The sequence below is a fragment of the Burkholderia sp. Bp8991 genome (genome assembly GCF_003853795.1).
GTDB lineage: Bacteria > Pseudomonadota > Gammaproteobacteria > Burkholderiales > Burkholderiaceae > Burkholderia.
On the sequence record NZ_QTQJ01000004.1, the window covers coordinates 17,180 to 37,575 of the forward strand.

General features: G+C 68.6%; 16 protein-coding genes and 3 pseudogenes. 11 read left to right on the forward strand and 8 right to left on the reverse strand.

Translation table 11 applies throughout. The annotated features are described in order from the left end of the window. Positions 1-121 precede the first annotated feature (121 nt). The 5 genes from DIE02_RS05500 (at position 122) to DIE02_RS05520 (ending at position 5,240) form a co-directional block, all read left to right on the forward strand. On the forward strand, positions 122-1,636 hold the full coding sequence (locus tag DIE02_RS05500) for a polyamine aminopropyltransferase (protein ID WP_124485328.1): 1,515 nt from the start codon (positions 122-124) through the stop codon (positions 1,634-1,636). Further along, the gene (locus DIE02_RS05505) at positions 1,636-3,255 is read left to right on the forward strand and encodes an FAD-dependent oxidoreductase (protein ID WP_124485327.1); all 1,620 of its coding nucleotides are present in this window, start codon (positions 1,636-1,638) and stop codon (positions 3,253-3,255) included. Before DIE02_RS05500 ends, DIE02_RS05505 begins: the two co-directional genes overlap by 1 nt. 147 nt (positions 3,256-3,402) lie before the next feature. Beyond that, a complete protein-coding gene (locus tag DIE02_RS05510; protein ID WP_124485326.1) occupies positions 3,403-4,164 on the forward strand; it encodes an N-acetylmuramoyl-L-alanine amidase in 762 nt (253 codons plus the stop codon). A 50-nt stretch (positions 4,165-4,214) separates the two neighbouring features. Continuing rightward, complete coding sequence (locus DIE02_RS05515; RefSeq protein ID WP_044847932.1) at positions 4,215-4,604, forward strand: lysozyme inhibitor LprI family protein; 390 nt, start codon at positions 4,215-4,217, stop codon at positions 4,602-4,604. A gap of 108 nt (positions 4,605-4,712) precedes the next feature. After that, a complete protein-coding gene (locus tag DIE02_RS05520) occupies positions 4,713-5,240 on the forward strand; it encodes a GNAT family N-acetyltransferase (RefSeq protein ID WP_124485325.1) in 528 nt (175 codons plus the stop codon). Positions 5,241-5,263: 23 nt separating this feature from the next. Here DIE02_RS05520 and DIE02_RS05525 read toward each other — a convergent pair whose 3' ends face one another. From DIE02_RS05525 to DIE02_RS05535, 3 genes are all read right to left on the reverse strand, one after another. Continuing rightward, positions 5,264-6,610 carry a glutamine synthetase family protein gene (locus DIE02_RS05525; RefSeq protein ID WP_044847930.1) on the reverse strand — a complete coding sequence of 449 codons (1,347 nt, stop codon included), beginning with the start codon at positions 6,608-6,610 and terminating at the stop codon, positions 5,264-5,266. Between the two features lie 147 nt (positions 6,611-6,757). Continuing rightward, positions 6,758-7,315, reverse strand: coding sequence for a helix-turn-helix domain-containing protein (locus tag DIE02_RS05530; protein WP_044847929.1), 558 nt, complete (start codon positions 7,313-7,315; stop codon positions 6,758-6,760). 16 nt (positions 7,316-7,331) lie between these two features. Continuing rightward, positions 7,332-8,621: an FAD-binding oxidoreductase gene (locus DIE02_RS05535; RefSeq protein WP_124485324.1), complete on the reverse strand. Its 1,290-nt coding sequence runs from the start codon at positions 8,619-8,621 to the stop codon at positions 7,332-7,334. 246 nt (positions 8,622-8,867) lie between these two features. Between DIE02_RS05535 and DIE02_RS05540 the strand changes: the two are divergent. From DIE02_RS05540 to DIE02_RS05550, 4 genes and pseudogenes are all read left to right on the forward strand, one after another. Next, positions 8,868-9,092 (forward strand): annotated as a pseudogene (locus tag DIE02_RS05540) (DUF2945 domain-containing protein); the annotation flags it as partial. A 59-nt stretch (positions 9,093-9,151) separates the two neighbouring features. Continuing rightward, positions 9,152-9,226: pseudogene (locus DIE02_RS36400) on the forward strand (DUF488 domain-containing protein); the annotation flags it as partial. 131 nt (positions 9,227-9,357) lie between these two features. After that, positions 9,358-9,447 (forward strand): annotated as a pseudogene (locus DIE02_RS36405) (hypothetical protein); the annotation flags it as partial. Positions 9,448-9,882: 435 nt separating this feature from the next. Beyond that, a complete protein-coding gene (locus tag DIE02_RS05550; RefSeq protein ID WP_124485404.1) occupies positions 9,883-10,620 on the forward strand; it encodes a sulfite exporter TauE/SafE family protein in 738 nt (245 codons plus the stop codon). A gap of 185 nt (positions 10,621-10,805) precedes the next feature. Here DIE02_RS05550 and DIE02_RS05555 read toward each other — a convergent pair whose 3' ends face one another. The 5 genes from DIE02_RS05555 to DIE02_RS05575 form a co-directional block, all read right to left on the reverse strand. Beyond that, complete coding sequence (locus tag DIE02_RS05555) at positions 10,806-11,384, reverse strand: NnrU family protein (RefSeq protein WP_124485322.1); 579 nt, start codon at positions 11,382-11,384, stop codon at positions 10,806-10,808. Between the two features lie 293 nt (positions 11,385-11,677). Next, positions 11,678-12,235 carry a TfoX/Sxy family protein gene (locus DIE02_RS05560; protein WP_124485321.1) on the reverse strand — a complete coding sequence of 186 codons (558 nt, stop codon included), beginning with the start codon at positions 12,233-12,235 and terminating at the stop codon, positions 11,678-11,680. After that, entirely contained in the window at positions 12,232-13,341 is a 1,110-nt protein-coding gene (locus DIE02_RS05565; protein WP_124485320.1) for a malate/lactate/ureidoglycolate dehydrogenase, read from the reverse strand. The genes DIE02_RS05560 and DIE02_RS05565 overlap by 4 nt, the downstream gene beginning before the upstream one ends. A 60-nt stretch (positions 13,342-13,401) precedes the next feature. Beyond that, positions 13,402-14,856: a M20 family metallopeptidase gene (locus DIE02_RS05570; protein WP_059506616.1), complete on the reverse strand. Its 1,455-nt coding sequence runs from the start codon at positions 14,854-14,856 to the stop codon at positions 13,402-13,404. Positions 14,857-14,983: 127 nt separating this feature from the next. Continuing rightward, positions 14,984-16,054, reverse strand: a complete 1,071-nt coding sequence (locus DIE02_RS05575) for a nitronate monooxygenase family protein (protein WP_124485319.1) — start codon at positions 16,052-16,054, stop codon at positions 14,984-14,986. 429 nt (positions 16,055-16,483) lie between these two features. Here DIE02_RS05575 and adiC point away from each other — a divergent pair, with 429 nt between their 5' ends. After that, positions 16,484-18,016 (forward strand): arginine/agmatine antiporter, encoded by a 1,533-nt coding sequence (gene adiC, locus DIE02_RS05580; RefSeq protein ID WP_044847919.1) that lies wholly within the window; start codon positions 16,484-16,486, stop codon positions 18,014-18,016. Between the two features lie 3 nt (positions 18,017-18,019). After that, positions 18,020-20,368, forward strand: a complete 2,349-nt coding sequence (locus DIE02_RS05585) for an Orn/Lys/Arg decarboxylase N-terminal domain-containing protein (protein WP_124485318.1) — start codon at positions 18,020-18,022, stop codon at positions 20,366-20,368. The last annotated feature ends 28 nt before the right edge of the window (positions 20,369-20,396 follow it).

Here is a 20,396-nt window from a genome sequence, read left to right on the forward strand (position 1 = left end):
TCTTTTCCTCGGATTTTGTGCTCGGTTCGCCGCCCCGTCTCAGGCCGGCCCATGGCGGGCCACCCCACGAAAATCCGCGCCAGTATATCCACATTGACGAGCACTGCACAACGGACGCGCCATGCTGCATAAGCGCGCGCTCGTCCTGTCGATCCTCGTGCTCGCGTCGTGCGGGCTCGGCTACGAACTGATCAGCAGCGCGCTGTCGAGCTACCTGCTCGGCGATTCGATCCTGCAGTTCTCGTCGGTGATCGGCTGCTACCTGTTCGCGATGGGGATCGGCTCGTGGCTCGCGAAGTTCGTCGAGGACGACGACGTGCTCGACCGCTTCGTCGACATCGAGCTGCTCGTCGGCCTGCTCGGCGGCGTGTCGGCAGCGCTGCTGTTCGCGGTGTTCGCGTGGCTGGCCGCGCCGTTCCGCGCGGCGCTCTACGCGCTCGTGCTCGCGCTCGGCCTGCTGATCGGGATGGAGATCCCGCTCGTGATGCGCGCGTTCCAGCAGCGCCGCCAGGCGTTCCGCCATACCGTCAGCGAAGTGCTGACCTTCGACTATCTCGGCTCGCTCGCCGTGTCGCTGATCTTCCCCCTCGTGCTCGCGCCGCGTCTCGGCCTGTTGCGCACGAGCTTCCTGTTCGGGCTGCTGAACGCGTTCGTCGCGCTGTGGACCACGCACCTGTTCCGCGCCGAGATCCGCAACGTGCGCGGCAAGCTGATGCGCGCGTCGCTCGTGATCGGGCTGCTCGTCGCCGGCTTCGCGCTGTCGGACCGCATCACGCACTGGGCCGAGCACGGCGTGTACGGCGACGAGACGATCTATTCGGAAACGACGCCGTACCAGCGCATCGTGCTCACGCAGTGGCACGACGACATGCGGCTGTACCTGAACGGCAACCTGCAGTTCTCGTCGCGCGACGAGCATCGCTATCACGAGGCGCTGATCCATCCGACGATCGAGGCGCTGCCGTGGGCGAAGCGCGTGCTCGTGCTCGGCGGCGGCGACGGCCTCGCGGTGCGCGAACTGCTCAAGCACCGCAATCTCGAACGGATCACGCTCGTCGATCTCGACCCCGCGATGACGAAGCTGTTCTCGACTTCGGCGCCGCTCGTGAAGCTGAACCAGGGTTCGCTGAAGGACCCGCGCGTGCAGATGATCAACGACGATGCGGTGCGCTGGCTCGAATCGAACGCCGACGTGTATGACGCGATCGTCGTCGACTTCCCCGATCCGACCAACTTCGGGCTCGGCCGGCTGTATTCGGTGCCGGTGTTCCGGCTGCTCGCGCGCCACCTGTCCGAGAACGGCTACGCGGTGATCCAGTCGACGTCGCCGTACTTCGCGCCGCACGCGTACTGGACGATCATCGCGACGCTGCGCGAAGCCGGGCTCAACACCTGGCCGTACCACTGCTACGTGCCGTCGTTCGGCGACTGGGGGTTTGTGATCGCCGGCAAGCGTCGCGACTTCACCGTGCCGACACGCTATTCGGTGCCGACGCGCTGGCTCGACGCGCAGACGGCCGCCGAGATGTTCCACTTCCCGGCCGACATGCCGGCGCTGCCGATGTCGCCGAATGAACTCAACGACCAGCCGCTCGTGCGCCGCTTCGACGACGACTGGAAGCACGTGCTGCGCTGATGGATCGCCGCACGTTCCTCGTCGCGTCCGCGGCGGCGTCGCTCGCCGCGTGCGGCCGCACCGGCTGGATCGAGACGACGCCGCGCGTCGGCTACCCCGGCATGCGCGAAGGCCATGCGCTGCGCGACCACGCGGCGCTGCCGCCGCCGTCCGGCACGATCGAGACCGACGTCGCGGTCCTCGGCTCGGGCGCGGCCGGGTTGTCGTGCGCGTGGCAGCTCGCGCGCGCGGGGCACACACGCTTCGTCGTGCTCGCCGGTCCCGAATTCGGCGGCAATGCGGCCGGCGGCCGCTTCGGCGAACTCGGCTATCCGAAGGGCGCACACTACCTGCCGCTGCCGTCGCTCGAATCCGCACATCTGCGCGACATGCTCGCCGATCTCGGCGTGATCGAAGCGGCGCCGTTCTCCGCGCAACCCGCGTACGACGAACGCGCGCTCGTGCACGCCCCCGACGAACGGCTGTTCATCGGAGGCCAGTGGCAGGACGGCATCGTGCCGACGGCCGGCCTCGACGCCGATGCGCTCGCGCAGCAAACGCGCTTCTTCGCCTACACCGACAGCCTGCGCTCCGCGCGCGGCGCGGACGGCCGCAAGGTGTTCTGCATCCCGCTCGCGGAATCGTCGCGCGACCCGCGCTGGCGCGCGCTCGACCGGCGCTCGTTCAGGCAGTGGCTGCTCGACGAGGGCTACACCGCGACCGCGCTGCACTGGTACCTGAACTACTGCTGCCGCGACGACTACGGTGCGGGTTACGAGCACGTGTCCGCGTGGGCCGGCCTGCACTATTTCTCGTCGCGCGGCGGCCACGCGAGCGACGCGGGCGACGGCGCCGTGCTGACCTGGCCCGACGGGCTGCATACGATGGTGACGAAGCTGAGCGACTCGATCGCCGCGCGCACCGGCTCGAACGCGTGGTCGCGGCGCGGCTTCGCCGTTCGCGCGACCGAGCGCGCGGGCGGCGTCGACGTGCTGTGTGCGCGCATCGCCGACGACGGCACGCTGTCGACGTTCACGCTGAAGGCGCGGCGCGTCGTCAGCGCCATGCCGCTGTTCGTCGCGGCTCGCGTGTTTCCGCAGTTGCGCGCGTACGGCTTCGATCCCGCGCGCGACCTGCCGCCGCGCGCGCCGTGGCTCGTGTCCAATTTCCTGCTCGACGGGATGCCGGCCGAGGCAGCCGGCGTGCCGCTCGCGTGGGACAACGTCGTCTACGACGGCGCGGGGCTCGGCTATGTCGTGTCGACGCACCAGCTGATCCGGATGTCGCCGCCGACCCGCTCCGTGTTCTCCGCCTATCAGGCGTTGAATACGCAAACGCCGGACGATACGCGCCGCTGGCTCGCGCAGGCGCAGCCCGACGCGCTGCGCGAACAGGCCGCGATCGACCTGCAGGCCGTCTACGGACGCGAACTGTGGAAGCACGCGACGGCGCTCGAGATCACCGTGCGCGGCCACGCGATGGCGACGCCCGACGTCGGCTTCCTGAGCCGGCCGGGGCTGCTCGCGCTCCGCGAGGCCGACGGCCCCGTCGTGTTCGCGCATGCGGACCTGTCCGGGCTGTCGCTGTTCGAGGAAGCATCGTACTGGGGCATGCTCGCGGCCCGGCGCGTGCTCGCCTGAGCGCCGGTTTCCGGCGCGCGAGACGCAGCGCATTCCGTCATTGCGGCGCCGCCGGCAACCGCTATAATCGCGCGACATTCCGACTGCATTGAGCAGGCCGACGGTGCGCGCCATACGACGCGCCGCATGCCCTCCTCGACAACAACAATGACAAACCGAACCCTTCGACGCCTTCGTCCGTTCGTGCGCGCCGCCGCGCGCCTGCTCGCATGCGGCCCGCTGCTCGGCGCGCCGCTCGCGCTGCATGCGGCCGATGCGGCAGGTCCGGACGCACAGCCGGCCTCCGGCCGCTACGTCGTCGTCGACACCGGCCATACGCCGGCCCACCCGGGTGCCACCGGCGCAAGCGGCCGCGTCGAATACCGGTACAACCTCGACCTGTCCACCGCCGTCGCGGAGACACTCGCCGCGCACGGCGATCGCGTGCTGCGCACGTCGGCCGACGGCCGCGAGATCGCGCTCGACCAGCGCTCGACGCAGGCGTCGGACGCAAATCTGTTCGTGTCGATCCATCACGATTCGATGCAGCAGCAGTTCATCGACGCGGGCCGGCAGCGCGAATTCCGCGGTTTCGCCGTGTTCGTGTCCGAGCGCAATCCGCACTACACGGAAAGCCTGCGTTGCGCGAAAGCGATCGCCGAACGCCTGGTCGCGGCCGGCGAACGGCCGTCGCTGTATCACGCGCAGCCGATCAAGGGCGAGAACCGCCCGCTGATCGATCCGCAACTCGGCATCCACCGCTTCGACGATCTCGTCGTGCTGCGTACCGCGCCGATCCCGGCCGTTCTGGTCGAGGCGGGCGTGATCGTCAATCCCGACGAGGAAAAACGGCTCGCGCAGCGCGAGACGATCCAGCGCCTCGCCACCGCGATCGCGGGCGGGATCGACGCATGTACGGCGGCCAGGTAAAGGCGGCGCCGGTCGGTTTCAACAGTTTTCACCCAGTGAGGAGCACCACAATGATGAAGAAGAATCTGCTCGTTTCCTGCGCGCTGCTCGCGCTTGCCGTGCCGTTCTCCGCGCAGGCGGCCGGCTGCGGCAAACCGCGCAGTGCGTTCGACCAGGTGTACTGCAGCAGCAACGAGTTCTCGCAGGTCGACCGCGAACTGAACGACGAGTACGGCCGCGTGCGCAAGCAACTGAGCGGCGACCAGCAGGCGAAGCTGAAGACCGGCCAGCTCGCGTGGATGAAGCGGCGCGACGACCGCTGCAGCGAAACGCGCGACGACGGCTATCTCGTGAACCTGCAATGCGCGATCGACTTCACGCAATCGCGCCTGTCGTTCCTGCGCGAACGCGAGCGCGAATGCTCGAGCACGGGGTGCGTGACGGCGAAGCTCGGCGAGTAAGGACGGTGCAGGTGCGGCGCGACACCGCACCTGCATGCACGCCCGATTCACGGCGTTGAACGGGGCTGCTTCATCGTTGTATCCCGCAACCGGTCAAACCACGCACGCATGCCCTCGAACACGACCACGATCGCCATCCGCACAGCCACGCCGGCCGATGCCGCAGCCATCGCCGCGATCCACGTCGCATCGTGGCGGGCCACCTACGACGGCATCATGCCGGCGTCGTTCCTTGCAGGTTTGTCGGTCGAACAACGTACCGACTTCTGGCACCGCGCGCTCGCGGCAGGCGAAACGCGCGTCACGGTCGCATTCGACGCAGACGGCGTGACGGGCTGGGTCGCGTACGGCACGACGCGCGACGCCGACAAGGATCGCGCGTGGGGTGAAATCCACGCGATCTATCTGCATCCGCTGCATTGCGGCAAAGGAATCGGCACGGCGCTGGTCCGGCATGCTTGCCGGTCGCTGCACGACGGGGGGCATGCATGGGTGTCGCTCTGGGCAATCGTCCAGAACCGCCGCGCGCGAGCGTTCTACGAACGTGAAGGCTTCGTCGCCGAAAGCGACATCAAGACGTTCGACATCGACGGGACGTCGATCGACGAAGTGCGCTACTGGCGCGCACTTCCATAGTCCGCGCCGGTCGGCGCAGCACGTCAAAGAAACCACCGATACTCGCGCGCCCCGATCTCGTTGCGAAAATCCAGTTCCTCCTGCCGCTTGTTCTCGCAATACACCATCACGAATTCACTGCCGAGCCCGTCGCGCACGGCCGCGTGATCCTGCATCGCCGCGACGGCCGACAGCATCTCCTTCGGGAAATCGATCCCGCTGCCGCGATCGTCGTTGAGCGGCGCGATCGGCTCGATCCGTGCGTCGAGCCCATGCTCCATCCCGGACAGGATCGCCGCGAGCACCAGGTACGGATTCGCGTCCGCGCTCGCGAGCCGATGCTCGATGCGCAGATTGCGCGCATCCGATTCCGGAATCCGGATGCACGCGTCGCGATCCTCGAAGCCCCAGCTTGCACGGCTCGCCGCATTCACCATCGAGCCGTAGCGGCGGAACGCATTGTGGTTCGGCGCGAATACCGGCATGCAGTGCGGCAGCAGCGCGAGGCAGCCGGCCACCGCATGCCGCAGCGGCCGCTGCGCGTCCGCGGCGAGCAGGTTGCGGCCCGCGTCGTCATACAGGCTCACGTGCACGTGCATCCCGCTGCCCGGCGCATGCAGGTACGGCTTGCCCATGAAGCTCGCACGATAGCCGTGCTGCAGCGCGACGCCGCGCGTGCTGCGGCAGAACAGCGCCGACCAGTCGGCCGCGCGCAGCGCGTCGTCGGTATGGCCGAAGTTGATCTCGAACTGGCCGGGCCCGAGCTCGGCCGTGATCACCGTCGCGTCGACGCCCTGCTCGCGCGCGGCCTCGACCATCTCGTGCAGCACATCGGAAAACCGCGACAGGCGTTCGATGTGCATGTTCGGCTGGTCGTCGCGATCGTCGCTCAAGCGGTCGCGCGGATACTGCGGCAGCCCGTCCGCGAGTTGCGCGGCGAACAGGTAGAACTCGAGCTCGAACGCGACGACCGGCCGGATGCCGCGCGCCGCGAACCGCCGCAGCACGCGCGCCAGCACCTCGCGCGGCTCGAACTCGATCGGCGCGTCCGTGCCGTCGGAGCTGATCAGCATCTGCGCGAGCGGCTGCCGCTCCCAGCGCACCGGCTTCAGCGTGCCGGGAATCAGGCGGCGCGGCGCGTCGGGGTCGCCGTCGTTGAAGCAGTAATCGCCGATCTTGTAGAGGCCGCCCTGCGTGCCGAGCAGCACGCAGTTCTGCGGCAGCTTCAGCAGCGAGCCCGACGCGACCTTCTCGAGCGCATCGATCGGATAACGCTTGCCGTAGAAATGGCCCGGCAGGTCGAGACAGATCAGGTCGACATAACGGATCTCGGGATGCGCCTGCCGGAATGCGCGGACTTCATCGACCAGCACGGGAACGACGTCTGCCATGTCTCATCCTTTCCATGTCTTGTATGACGGTGCCGCAGCGCGGCGAACCGGACTCATCGGCATGCGGCACGCCCCATACCCGATGTCGATCAGTACTGCAAACCAGCAGCACGGCGCGACGATCCGCCGGACCGCCCGCCGGCGAACTCAGGTGAACACCCAGATCACGCGCGCCGGCGCGTCGCCCAGGTTCGCGTAACGAAACCGCTTGTGCGCGGGAAGCTGGAATGCGTCGTTCGGGCCGAGCGTGACGGGCGTGTCGTCGCCGTCGATCCAGATCGTCAGCTCGCCTTCGAGCACGAAGCCGCCCTGCTCGTCGCTGTCGTCGACGGAGCGCTCGCCGCTGCTCGCGCCGGGCGCGAGATGGCTCTCGAGGATCGAGAAGCGCGAGCGCATGTTCGGCGACACGAGGATGTCCGTGATGCCGGCCGCGTAATACACGGTGCGCCGCTCGTCGGGCCGCGTGACCCACGGCACGCTGCGCGGCTTGCTCAGGCTGTAGAAATACGTGGTCGGCACGCCGAGCGCCTCGCCGATCGCGGTGAGATCCGCGACCGTCGGGCGCGACAGCCCGCGCTCGACCTGCGACAGAAAGCCGACCGAGCGGCCGATCCGTTCCGCGAGATCGTTGAGCGTGACCTTGCGATGCTTGCGCAGGTCGCGGATCAGGATCGCCAGACTTTCTATCTCTTCCTGTTCGTTCATGATGAGTTCCGGTACGTCAGACGGTATCGCGCAAACGGTACCAGGCCTTGCCGATCGCTTCCAGCGGCGCGGCGAGGCGGTCGCCGCCGGGAAAGCGCGGGTTGCGGATGCGCTGGTACTGCGCGAGCAGGTGATCGTCGCCAAGCACGGCATCGGCGACCGCGCGCGCGCCGGCGAGCGTCGGCAGCACGCCGTGCCCCGAGAAGCCCTGCAGCCATAAACGCTGGCCGCGGCGGCCGATGTCGGGCGTGCGGCGCATGCTGATGTCGATGTGACCGCCCCATACGTAGTCGAGCGGCACGCCGGCCAGTTGCGGGAACACGCGTTCTAGATGCGGGCGCGTCGCGGCCGCGATGTCGGCCGGAATCCCGCCGAGATACGTGCAGCCGCCGCCGAACAGCAGACGGTTGTCGGGGCTCAGGCGGAAGTAGTCGGGCACGAACTGGTTGTCGATCACACAGCTGTTCTGCGGCAGCAGCGAGCGGGCGACGTCCGCCGAAAGCGGCGCGGTCGCGACCTGGTAGGTGCCGACCGGCAGCAACCGGCGCGACAGCTCGGGATCGAGCCGGTCGACGTACGCGTTGCACGCGAGCACCAGCACGTCCGCGCGCACTTCGCCGTGCGCGGTGCGTGCGACGTGACCGCCGGCCGTCTCGCGACAGTCGAGCACGCGGCTTTGCTCGAAGATGCGGCCGCCGGCCCGTTCGATCGTCTGCGCAAGACCGAGCGCGAGCTTCAGCGGATTCAGATGGCCGGCCTCGGGATCGTAGAGCGCGGCGAGATAGCGCGCGCTGCCGATCCATTCGGGCATCTCGTCCTGCCCGATCACGCGCAGCCGGTCGTAGCCCCAGCGCTGCGCGGCTTCGTCGCGGGCCTGTGCGAGCAACGCAACGCGACGCGGCCGCACCGCGGCCCACAGGCTGCCGGGCCGATAGTCGATGTCGAAGCCGTGCCGCGCGGGCAGTTCGCGCACTTCGGCCGCGGCCCAGCGCATGCTGTCCCACAGCATGCGCGCGCCGTCGCGGCCGAGCGAATCCTCGAGCGGCTGCATGTCGCACGACCAGCCGAGCAGCGCCTGTCCGCCGTTGCGGCCCGATGCGGCCCACGCGACGCGGCTCGCTTCGAGCACGACGACGCGCTTGCCCGCGAGCGCCAGGCGCAACGCCGTGTGCAGCCCGCTGAAGCCCGCGCCGACGACCAGCACGTCGGCGTCGATGCGTTCGTCCAGTTCGGGACGCCGCGGGATCGGCGCCGGGTAGGTGCCGGCGTAGTAGCTTGCGACGTGACGGTCGGACTGCACGAACATGCGGGCTCCCGTGAAATTTCAGTCGTCCAATTTCATGAAAAATTAGCACGTCAATTTCACGGAGGCAAGCGGGAGGATGGGATCGTCGTCGTTGGGAAAATGAAGGCTCGCAGGGCGCCGGCACGACGCTTGCGTCCGCAGCCCGGCACGCCCCCGCCGCCCGTATCTTTTTCCATGCCCGGCGAGCGCCGATAACGCGTACGGCAACGACCGACGACACCGCACCGATGCAACGAGGCTCCCCGCATGACGACGCCATTCAAGCCGGACGACCACGTCCGCTGGAATTCCGAAGCCGGTTACGTGACCGGCACGACCATCGCGATCCACACGCAGGATTTCGACTACAAGGGTCATCGCGAACACGCATCGCCCGACGATCCGCAATACGAGATCAGGAGCGACCGCACCGACCACATCGCCGCGCACCGCGGGCACGTGCTCGAACGCGTTGCCGGCAAGGACGATTCGTGGCGCTCCCGTTCTACACGATCGGCCATTCGAACCGCACGCTCGACGCGTTCATCGAGATGCTCGACGCGTCCGACATCGCGCTGCTCGCCGATATCCGGAAGATGACGCGTTCGCGCACGAATCCGCAGTTCAACGAAGCAACGCTTCCCGGCGAGCTGGCCGCGGCCGCCATCGCCTACGAGCACATCGCCGCACTCGGCGGCCTGCGAGGCAAGTCGCTCGGCGTGCCCGACGACGTCAACGACTTCCGGACGAACCGCAGTTTCCATCGCTACGCCGATTACGCGCTGTCGCCCGAGTTTCGAGCGGGCCTCGACAGCTGATCGCGCAAGGGCACCGGCAGCTTTGCACGATCATGCGTTCGGAAGCCATGTCGTGGCGCTGTCATCGGCGCATCGTGTCCGACTACCTGATCGCGCGCGGCGAAACGGTGCTGCACATCATGGGCAAGAACCGCGTGGAGCCCGTGCGTCGTACTGCCGGCGCGGTGATCCGGGACGACGGTACGATCGTCTATCCGGACGTCGAAGGCGATGCGCCAGCGGAAACGCCGACACGCAGCCGAACGCGTGACGCGACACCGGTCGGGTGCGTGACGGCGCGGGCGAAACGCGAAATGGCGCGAAAGCGTCATGCCCGACGCAACGCCCCACGTCGATCGCCCGCGCTCCCGCGCCCCCGCAACGCCGCGCGCCGGCCCGCTTTGCGCCGCCGCGATCCTGCATTACCATCGGGCGACCATCGCGCGTTCCCCCGCGCCCCCTGCCACCTCTTCGCTTCCGCACCAATGCTCGCCCTCATCATCGTCGCCGGCCTGTGGGCCGGCCTGCAAAACGCCCTCGCGGGCGGCGGCTCGTTCGTCACGCTGCCCGCGCTGATCGTGTCGGGAATGTCGCCGCTCGCGGCGAACATCACGTCGACGGTCGCGCTGTTTCCCGGCCAGGTCACGACGGGCTGGGCCAGCCGGAACATGGTGCGCGGCGCGGGCAAGCTGTCGTTTCGCGCGCTGTTCGCGATCAGCGTGGTCGGCGGCGCGCTCGGCGGCCTGCTGCTGCTGAAAACCCCGTCGTCGATCTTCTCGCACCTCGTGCCGTGGCTCGTGCTGTTCGCGACGGTCGTGTTCGCATGGGGCAGCTTCTTCCGCAAGACCGGCGCCGGCACGCAGCATGTCGGCCCCGTCACGGCCGCGATCTCGCAGTTCCTGATCGCGATCTACGGCGGCTACTTCGGCGGCGGCATCGGCTTCCTGATGATGGCCGCGCTGACGATGGCCGGCCTGTCGCCGCGTCACGCGATGTCGACCAAGAACGCACTCGCGGGCGTGATGAACGCGTCGGCGGTCGTGCTGTTCCTGACCTCGCCGCACCTCCACTGGCAGGCGGCGATCGCGCTCGGCGGCGGCGCGATCGTCGGCGGCCTGCTCGGCGCGTGGGCGCTGCACCGCGTGAACGAGCGCGTGCTGCGGATTGCGATCGTCTGCATCGGCGCCGCGCTGACCGTGGGGCTGTTCGTCAAGCCGATCTGACGCGCGCGCCCCGATCGCGCCGACGGCACGCATGCCGTCGGTCGCGACGCACTCGCCATCGATCGGCAGGCGCCCCGTGCGCCGAGCGATGGCGGGCAATGCGCCCGCCTCGATGTCGCGGCGGATTCGCGGGCGCGGCGGGCGGCCTGCGCGCCCCGCTCGTCAATGCTTGCAGGCGCGCGCGTTCAACCGAACGGCCGCACGCCGATCAGCGGGCCGTGCAGGAACCAAGCGAAGACGGCCCATACGACGAGCCCGGCGACGATCGCCACTGCATCGCCCGACAGGCTGCCGGCCGGATAGCGGACGCCGTTGCGGCGATCGCGCGCGCGCCACACGACGAAATCGACCAGCGACCACACGAAGAATGCGCCGAACAGCACGACCGCGTGCAGCGTGCCGTTCGCGAGCAGGTGCGCGATCGCCCATACCATCACGCCGGCCACCATCGGATGGCCGACGAGCGTCTTGATGCGGTTGCGCGGCACGTAGGACGCGGCAATCAGCACGAACGCGATCGCGGTCAGCATGCCGGTGAGATGGCGAACGCCGACGGGCGACACCCACAGCAGCGTCCCGCCCTGGCGCGCGATCCCGTAACCCCAGATGATCAGCACGAAGCCGACGATCGACGCGATCGCATAGGGGCCCTTCCAGCGTTTCTCGCCGATCCGCTCGATGGCCGCGGATCGCCAGCCGTCCGCGACGATCCGAATCGAATGCACACCGAGGAAGATCGCTAAACCGAGAATCAGGACGAGCATCGGTTGTCTCCGTCTGGAACGATGAGTGGGGAATCATTCGCGCGGCTTTCGATGCGCCGTTCGCGAGGCCGGCGACACGGCCGGCGCGGGTCGCGCCAGACGCGGACGCGATCCGCGCCGATCATAAACGCCGTAGCCGTCGTTGTGAAGCATGACGCACGCACGGTTCGGCAAGGTTGATGCTTTCGTACATCCCGTGCAGTTGGCAGGAATCTGGCGCATCTCCCCGCGCTTCGCGAGTCGCAAACTCAGGACAACGTAAATCGTCGCGCAACGACGATGGGCGGCCGACGCTACGGTTGCTTGCGCTTCGCCACGGATTTCGCGGCCGGTTTCGAAACGGGTTTCGGCGCCGCTTTCGCGGACGGTTTCGCGGGCGCTTTCCCCGACGGATTCGCGGACGCTTTCGCAGCCAGCTTCACACTCCGTTTCGCCGCCGGCGTCGACGCAGCTGCCGTCTTCGGCTCCGCAGGCGGCTTCGGTGCCGCCTTCCCCTTCGCCTTGCGCTTCGGCGCCCCCGCCAGCAACGCCGCCCGATACGCGCCGCGGCACCAGTCGAACAGCGCGCCCGCATCCTCGAGCACGTCGGCCGGCGTTTCGTAATAACCCTCGAGCGCAACGGTGCGCGTAGGGCGCTCATACGAGAACGGCCCCATCCCCGCCGCCACGAACGCGGGACGGTTCACGTCGTCGACGCGCAGGAACAGCGACCCGCGCGACATGAAGCCGAACATCACACCGTCGAGCCGCATCGCGGCGCCGCTGAAGAACCGCACGACCTCTACCTTGCCGAGCGGCGCGAGCCGGTACGCGATCTCCTCGCCGTGCGCCTTCTCCGATTGCCAGCTCATGCGGGCTCCGTGCAGCGCCGTGTCCACACGTCGAGTTCCGCGTCGTCGAAGCCGACGGCCGCCGCGCTCTCGCGGATCTGCCGCCACGTCGCACGATCGACCGGAATGCCGTCCACGCCGCGTGCGGCGCGGCTCGCCTCCTCCGGCTCGCCGGGCATCCGCACCGGCGCATCGCCCGCCTGCGGCGACGCCTTCGCCCATTCGACGAACGCATCGGCTTCGCGCTGCGCATCGGCCGCATCGAACGCGTCAGGATCGATCAGCACCGACAGCATCCCGTTGACGATCGCGCTCGTCTTCTGCAGCGTGCCGCCGTAGGTCGTATGCCCGCCGACCAGCGCGCCACCGAAGATCTCGCACATCGCGGCCAGCGCATACCCCTTGTGCAGCCCGAACGGCAGCAGTGCGCCGAACGGCTGCTCGTGCATGACGGCCGGATCGTCGGTCGGCTGGCCGCGATGGTCGATCAGCGACCCGGCCGGCACGCGCTTGCCCTGGTTGTACGCGACCCGCGTCTTGCCGTACGCGATCGCGCTCGTCGCGAAATCGAGCAGCAGCGGCGGCCGCCCCGCGCGCGGATACGCGGCGCAGAACGGATTCGTGCCGAAGCGCGGATCGGTGCCGTGCAGCGGCGCGACGAGCAAGTCGCCCGGCACGTTGACGAAATGGAACGACACGAGCCCCGAGCGCGCGCACTGCTCGGCCCAGTGCCCGATGCGGCCGAGGTGATGGACGTCGCGCAGCCCGATCGCACAGATGCCCATGCGTCGCGCGCGCTCGATGCCTTCGACCATCGCCTCGAATGCGATCACCTGGCCGAAGCCGCGTCCGCCGTCGATGGTGAGCACCGCGCCGCCGTCGCGGACGATCGACGCGTGCCCGTTCAATTGCAGCTGCCCTTCCCGCCACGAGGCGACGTAGTTCGGGATCATCCCGATCCCGTGCGAATCGTGCCCGGCCAGATTCGCGCCGACCAGGTGATCGGCGACGAGCCGCGCCTCGCGCTCGCTGCTGCCGACCCGCTCCCAGAGTGCCGCGACGAACGCGTGCAGCGGTTCGGCGCGCATGCGCAGCGGGTCGGTATCGGGGGTCGGCAGCGCGGTCATCGGCAAGGCTCCGTCAGGTCGGGTTGGATCCGGTCGGGTCGGGACAGACGGCGCGAACGCTCAGCGCGCGGACGCGATCACGTCCGCCACCGCCGCGGTCAGCTTCTTCGCGTACGGCACGTGCAGGAACTCGTTCGGGCCGTGCGCATTCGACTTCGGCCCGAGCACGCCGCACACCATGAACTGCGCGGACGGGAAGCCGGCCTGCAGCACGTTCATCAGCGGGATCGTGCCGCCGAGGCCCATGTACGCGCAGTCCGCGCCGAAGTGGCGGCGCGACGCGGCGTCGAGCGACGACGCGAGCCACGGCGCGAGATCCGGCGCGCTCCAGCCGGTCGCGGCGCCCGCATCCGGCTTGAACGTGACCTTCGCGTTGTACGGCGGATCGAGTTCGAGCAGTTCCTTCAGCTGCTGCACGGCCTGAGCGGCATCGACCAGCGGCGGCAGGCGCAGCGACAGCTTGAACGCGGTGCGCGGACGCAGCACGTTGCCCGCGTCGGCGAGCGCCGGCAGGCCGGCCGCGCCCGTCACCGACAGCGACGGACGCCACGTCGAGTTCAACAGCGCCTCGCGCGGATCGGTGGTGGTCGGCAGCACCGGCTTGCCGTCCGCGCCGCATGCCCACGGCAGCCCCTTCCACACGGCGTCGCCGAGGATCGCGGCGGCCGCGTCGGCCTCGCGCACGCGGCTGTCGGGAATCTCGCAATGGAACACGCCCGGCAGCAGGTTGCCGTTCTTCGCGTCTTCCAGGCGCTCGAACAGCTGGCGCATCACGCGGAAGCTCGACGGCGCGATGCCGCCGAACACGCCCGAGTGAACACCCTCCTCGAGCACCTCGACCTGCAGGTCGCCGGACACCAGCCCGCGCAGCGACGTCGTGAGCCACATCTGGTCGTAGTTGCCGGCGCCCGAATCGAGGCACACGACGAGCGACACCTGGCCGAGCCGGTCGCGCAGCGCATCGACGTACGGCAGCAGGTCGTAGCTGCCCGACTCCTCGCAGGTCTCGATCAGGCCGACGCAGCGCGGGCGTTCGACGCCCTGCTCGTCGAGCGCACCGAGCGCGGCGAGGCTCGCGTAGATCGCGTAGCCGTCGTCCGCGCCGCCGCGGCCGTACAGCTTGCCGTTCTCGAACTTCGGCGTCCACGGGCCGAGGTCCGCGCGCCAGCCGTCGAATTCGGGCTGCTTGTCGAGGTGGCCGTACAGCAGGATCGTGTCGGTGCTGCCCGAGCGGGTTGCGGGGGTTTCGAAGAAGATCACCGGCGTGCGGCCGGGCAAGCGCACGATCTCGAGCTTCAGGCCTTTCACCGGCTGGCGTTCGGCCCACTGCGCGGCATCGGTGACGACCCGTTCGAGATAGCCGCGCTTCGCCCAGTCGGGGTCGAAGGCGGGGCTCTTCGCGGGAATCGCGATGTAGTCGGTCAGTGCGTGGAGGATTTCATCGTTCCACTTGCGCTCGACGAAGGTAACGAGCTTGTCATGGTCGAGGACGGGGGTAGTGTCGACGGAGGTCATGGTGGGGTGCCTGGATAGGGCTGACGAAAAACCGGATGATACGCCGATGCCCCCGCCCCGGGGCGCTTTCCGTGGCCGTATTCAGGGCCCGTTCGGGCCCGTTTCCCGCAGCGCGTCGCGCCCCCGCTCAAACGGCCTGCGGGAATGCGTCGCGCAACCCCGCCGCGCACGCGATCGCGTCGTCCCACAGCCGCCGGGTCAGCACCCCGGCATCCTCTTCCCGCGCGAGTGCCGCGGCCTCGCCCGACCACAGCAGCGAGAAATCGTCGCGCCCCTGCCGCTCGAACGCGCCGCGCAGCGGATCGACTGCCGCCGTCGCGAGCGGGAACGCGGGCGCAAGCGCGCTCATCGGCCCCTGCTCGCGCATGAAGCGCGTCAGCAGGCCGCGTCCGGGGCGGCCCGTGTAGAGGTTGGTCACGCGCGTGCCGTCGTCGCGTGCGGCCCGCAGCGCCGCGCGGTGCTGCGTCGAGCGGCCGGCTTGCGGCGTCAGCAGGTAGCCGGTGCCGATCTGCACCGCGCGTGCGCCGAGCGCGAACGCGGCCGCGATGCCGCGGCCATCGGCGATCGCGCCGGCGGCGATCACCGGCGCGCGCACCGCATCGACGATCTGCGGCAGCAGCGCGAACAGGCCCGGCTGCGCGTGGATGTCGTCGGTCAGGAACATCCCGCGATGCCCGCCCGCCTCGGCGCCCTGCGCGACGATCGCATCGACGCCGCGCGCATCGAGCCAGCGCGCTTCCTCGACGGTCGTCGCGGACGAGACGATCAACGCGCCCGTGCGCCGCACCCGTTCGAGCAGTGCTTCGTCCGGCAAACCGAAATGGAAGCTCACGACGGCCGGGCGCAGTTCCTCGACGACCGCGCACATCGCGTCGTCGAACGGCGCCCGACCGGGGCCGCCCTTCACGGCGGCCGCATCGAGCCCGGCTTCCGCGTAGTAGCCGGCCAGCGCCGCGCGCCAGCGCGCGTCGACCTCGGCATCGGGCGCGGGCGGCGCATGACAGAAGAAGTTGACGTTGAACGGCGCCGGCGTGCGTGCGTGGATCGCCGCGATTTCGTCGCGCAACTGCTGCGGGCCGAGTGCCGCGCATGCGAGCGAGCCGAGCCCGCCCGCCTCGCAGACCGCAATCGTCAGCGGGCTCAGGGAACCGACCATCGGAGCCTGGATCAGCGGCAGGCGGGAAGGCAGCATCGTCATCGGAATCACCGTTCGGTAGACGTAATCAATGGCGCGGGCGAGCGCATTTCGAGCGCTCGATAATAACCGACTAACTCAATCAGGGTTTGCCGACTCATTCAGCCCGCAAATTGAATTAACCGGTTCGGCAAAAATCGATTATCCGTTCAACCTGACCCGCATCTCACCTTCACCCCGGAACCACCGTCCGGACGGCCCAGACAGGCCATTCGCCCCGGTGCAGCCACCGTCATCCGCACCAAAGCGTTTCACCCTTTTCAATGATCGACATCAATATTCAAGATATTAAATTGTATCGCTTACCCTTATTCAAACCTAATTAAGATATAAGATGCTGTCGTTCAATAAAACGACGATCCATTCCGGAATCGTCGACCGGCGCCGGGCCGCGCCACCTCAACCGCATCACGACCATTCAAGGAGCCTCGCATGTCCGATGCCAGCTCGTCCTCCTCCCGTTCCGCCGCCGCGCCAGCCGCGACCGCCGCGCCGAAAATCGGCGTCATCCCCGCCACGCTGATGGTCGCGGGCAACATGATGGGCTCCGGCGTCTTCATGCTGCCCGCGAACCTCGCCGCCACCGGCGGCATCGCGATCTTCGGCTGGCTGATCACCGTGGTCGGCGCCGTGTCGCTCGCGCTGGTGTTCGCGAAGCTCGCGGCGATCGACCCGGCCGCCGGCGGCCCGTATGCGTATGCGCGCAAGGCCTTCGGCCCGTACATCGGCTACCAGACCAACCTGATCTACTGGCTCGCGAACGTGCTCGGCAACGTCGGCCTCGCGGTCGCCGGCCTCGGCTATCTCACGCACTTCTTCCCGGTCCTGCACGACCCGCTCGTGTTCGCGCTCGCGCAGATCTTCGTGATCTGGCTGTTCACCTACGCGAACATCCTCGGGCCGAACGTGGTCGGCCGCGTGCAGTCGGTCACGACGATCTTCGCGCTCGTGCCGATCCTCGGGATGGCCGTGTTCGGCTGGTTCTGGTTCAGCAAGGACGTGTACTTCGCCGGCTGGAACGTGTCGGGCGCGAGCAGCTTCAGCGCGATCGGCGCGACGCTGAACTTCACGCTGTGGGCGTTCATCGGCGTCGAGAGCGCGTCGGTGTCGGCCGGCGTCGTCGAGAACCCGTCGCGCAACGTGCCGATCGCGACCGTCGGCGGCGTCGTGCTTGCGGCCGTCTGCTACGTGCTCAGCTCGACCGTGATCATGGGGATGATCCCGAACAAGGCGCTGCTCGCGTCGAGCGCGCCGTTCGCGGATGCCGCGCGCCTCGCGCTCGGCGACACCGCCGCGAACGCGGTCGCGATCTGCGCGGCGCTCGGCTGCCTCGGCTCGCTCGCGGGCTGGACGCTGCTGGTCGGCCAGACCGCGAAGGCCGCGGCCGACGACGGCCTGTTCGCCGGCGTGTTCGCCCGCGTCAACTCGAAGAACGTGCCGTCGGCCGGCCTCGCGATCGTCGCGGTCATCATGTCGGTGCAGGTGCTCGCGACGATGTCGCCGAGCGCGAGCGAGCAGTTCGGCAAGATCGCGTCGATCGCCGTGATCATGACGCTGCTGCCGTACATCTACTCGTGCATCGCGATCAAGGTGCTCGGCTACGGCAAGATGCCGTCGCACCAGTTCACCTTCTACACGATCGTCGGCCTGATCGGCGCCGTCTACGCGCTGTGGGCGATGGTCGGCTCCGACGGCCAGCAGACGCGCTGGTCGCTGATCTTCGTGATCGCGACGATCGTGTTCTACGAGCTGTCGATCAACCGCCAGCGCGAAATCGAGGAAACCCATGTCCATCCGGGCGGCCGCTCGCCGCGCTGGGTGCGCTACCTCGCGCTCGGCGTGACCATCGTCGCGCTCGTCGCGGCCTTCTGGATCTCCGTCGGCCAACACGAGGCCGCCCGCCTTCACGCACGCTCGCCGGCCGCCGCAGCAGGCATCCCGGCAACTCAACAAACGGGGGAATGACCCATGACCGCTTCCTTGACCCAACCGGCGTTCCGCCGCCTCGGCATGAAGGCGCTGCTCGTGCAGCACGACATCGACGAACGCACGGCCACCGGACGCGCGGCCACCGCGCTCGTCGAAGAATTGCGCACGCGGCTCGTCGACGTCGTGATCGCGACCTCAGCCGAAGACGCACGCGCGGTGGTCGACGCCGATCCCGCGATCCAGTGCCTGCTGCTCAACTGGGAGCTCGGCAACGATCCCGGCCATGCGCCGGCGCAGGCCGTGCTCGACGCGATGCGTGCGCGCAATGCGACGGTGCCGGTGTTCCTGCTCGCGAGCCGCGCGAGCGCGGCGGCGATTCCCGTCGACGCGATGCGCAAGGCCGACGACTTCATCTGGATGCTGGAGGACACGACCGCGTTCATCGGCGGGCGGATCGTCGCCGCGATCGAACGCTACCGCGAAACCGTGCTGCCGCCGATGTTCCGCGCGCTCGCGCAGTTCTCGCGCGTGTACGAATACTCGTGGCACACGCCGGGCCACACGGGCGGCACCGCGTTCCTGAAATCGCCGGTCGGCCGCGCGTACTTCGAATTCTTCGGCGAAGCGCTGTTCCGCTCGGACCTGTCGATCTCGGTCGGCGAACTCGGCTCGCTGCTCGACCACTCGGGCCCGATCGGCGAAAGCGAACGCTACGCGGCGCGCGTGTTCGGTGCGCACCGCACGTATCACGTGACGAACGGCTCGTCGATGTCGAACCGCGTGATCCTGATGGCGAGCGTCACGCGCAACCAGGTCGCGCTGTGCGATCGCAACTGCCACAAGTCGGCCGAGCATGCGATGACGATGTCGGGCGCGATTCCGACCTACCTGATTCCGTCGCGCAACCATTACGGGATCATCGGGCCGATCATGCCGGAACGGCTCACGGCCGCCGCCGTGCGTCTCGCGATCGACGCGAACCCGCTCGTGCGCGGCCGCGACGGCATCGACCCGACGCCCGTGCATGCGCTGATCACGAACTCGACGTACGACGGCCTCTGCTACAACGTCACGCGCATCGAGGAACTGCTCGGCCAGAGCGTCGACCGGTTGCATTTCGACGAGGCATGGTACGGCTACGCGCGCTTCAACCCGATCTACCGCGATCGCCACGCGATGCACGGCGATCCGTCGCAGCACGACGCGAGCAAGCCGACCGTGTTCGCGACACAGTCGACGCACAAGCTGCTCGCCGCGCTGTCGCAGGCGTCGTTCATCCATGTCCGCAACGGCCGCAACCCGATCGAGCACGCGCGCTTCAACGAGGCGTACATGATGCATGCATCGACGTCGCCGAACTACGCGATCATCGCGTCGAACGACGTGAGCGCCGCGATGATGGACGGCCCCGGCGGCGAGGCGCTGACCACCGACGCGATCCGCGAGGCCGTGTCGTTCCGCCGGATGCTCGCGCGGCTGCATGCGGAATGCGAGGAGAACGACGACTGGTTCTTCAACGGCTGGCAGCCGGACACCGTGGTCGATCGCAAGACGGGCCGGCGCGTGCGCTTCCATGAAGCGGACGAAACGCTGCTCGCCACCGATCCGTCATGCTGGGTACTGCATCCGGGCGACACATGGCACGGCTTCGGCGAGATCGAGGACGATTACTGCATGCTCGATCCGATCAAGGTGTCGATCGTCACGCCGGGCGTCGCGCCGCACGGCGGGCTGATGCCGGTCGGCATTCCGGCGTCGGTCGTCACCGCGTACCTGGACCGGCACGGGATCGTCGTCGAGAAGACGACCGACTTCACGATCCTGTTCCTGTTCTCGCTCGGCGTGACGAAGGGCAAGTGGGGCACGCTCGTCAACACGCTGCTCGACTTCAAGCGCGACTACGATGCGAACGCGCCGCTCGAGCAGGCGCTCCCGGAACTCGTCGCGCGCTATCCGGACCGCTACGGCACGCTCGGCCTGCGCGACCTGTGCGACCTGATGTTCAGCGCGATGAGCGACCTGAAGACGACCGAGATGATGTCGCGCGGCTTCTCGACGCTGCCGCAGCCCGACTTCAGCCCGGCCGAGGCGTACGAGCATCTCGTGCACAACGACATCGAGATGCTGGAACTCGCCGAGATGGCGGGCCGCACCGTCGCGACGGGCGTGGTGCCCTATCCGCCCGGCATTCCGCTGCTGATGCCCGGCGAGAACGCGGGGCCGGCCGACGGCCCGCTGCTCGGCTACCTGAAGGCGCTCGAGCAGTACGACCTGCGCTTCCCCGGCTTCACGCACGACACGCATGGCGTCGAAGTCGAAGACGGCGTGTACCGGATCGCGTGCATCAAGCAAACCGCGCGCGATACCCGCAATACCAACACGCGCTGAGCATGCGCGCCGCGACGCCGCGCCGGCA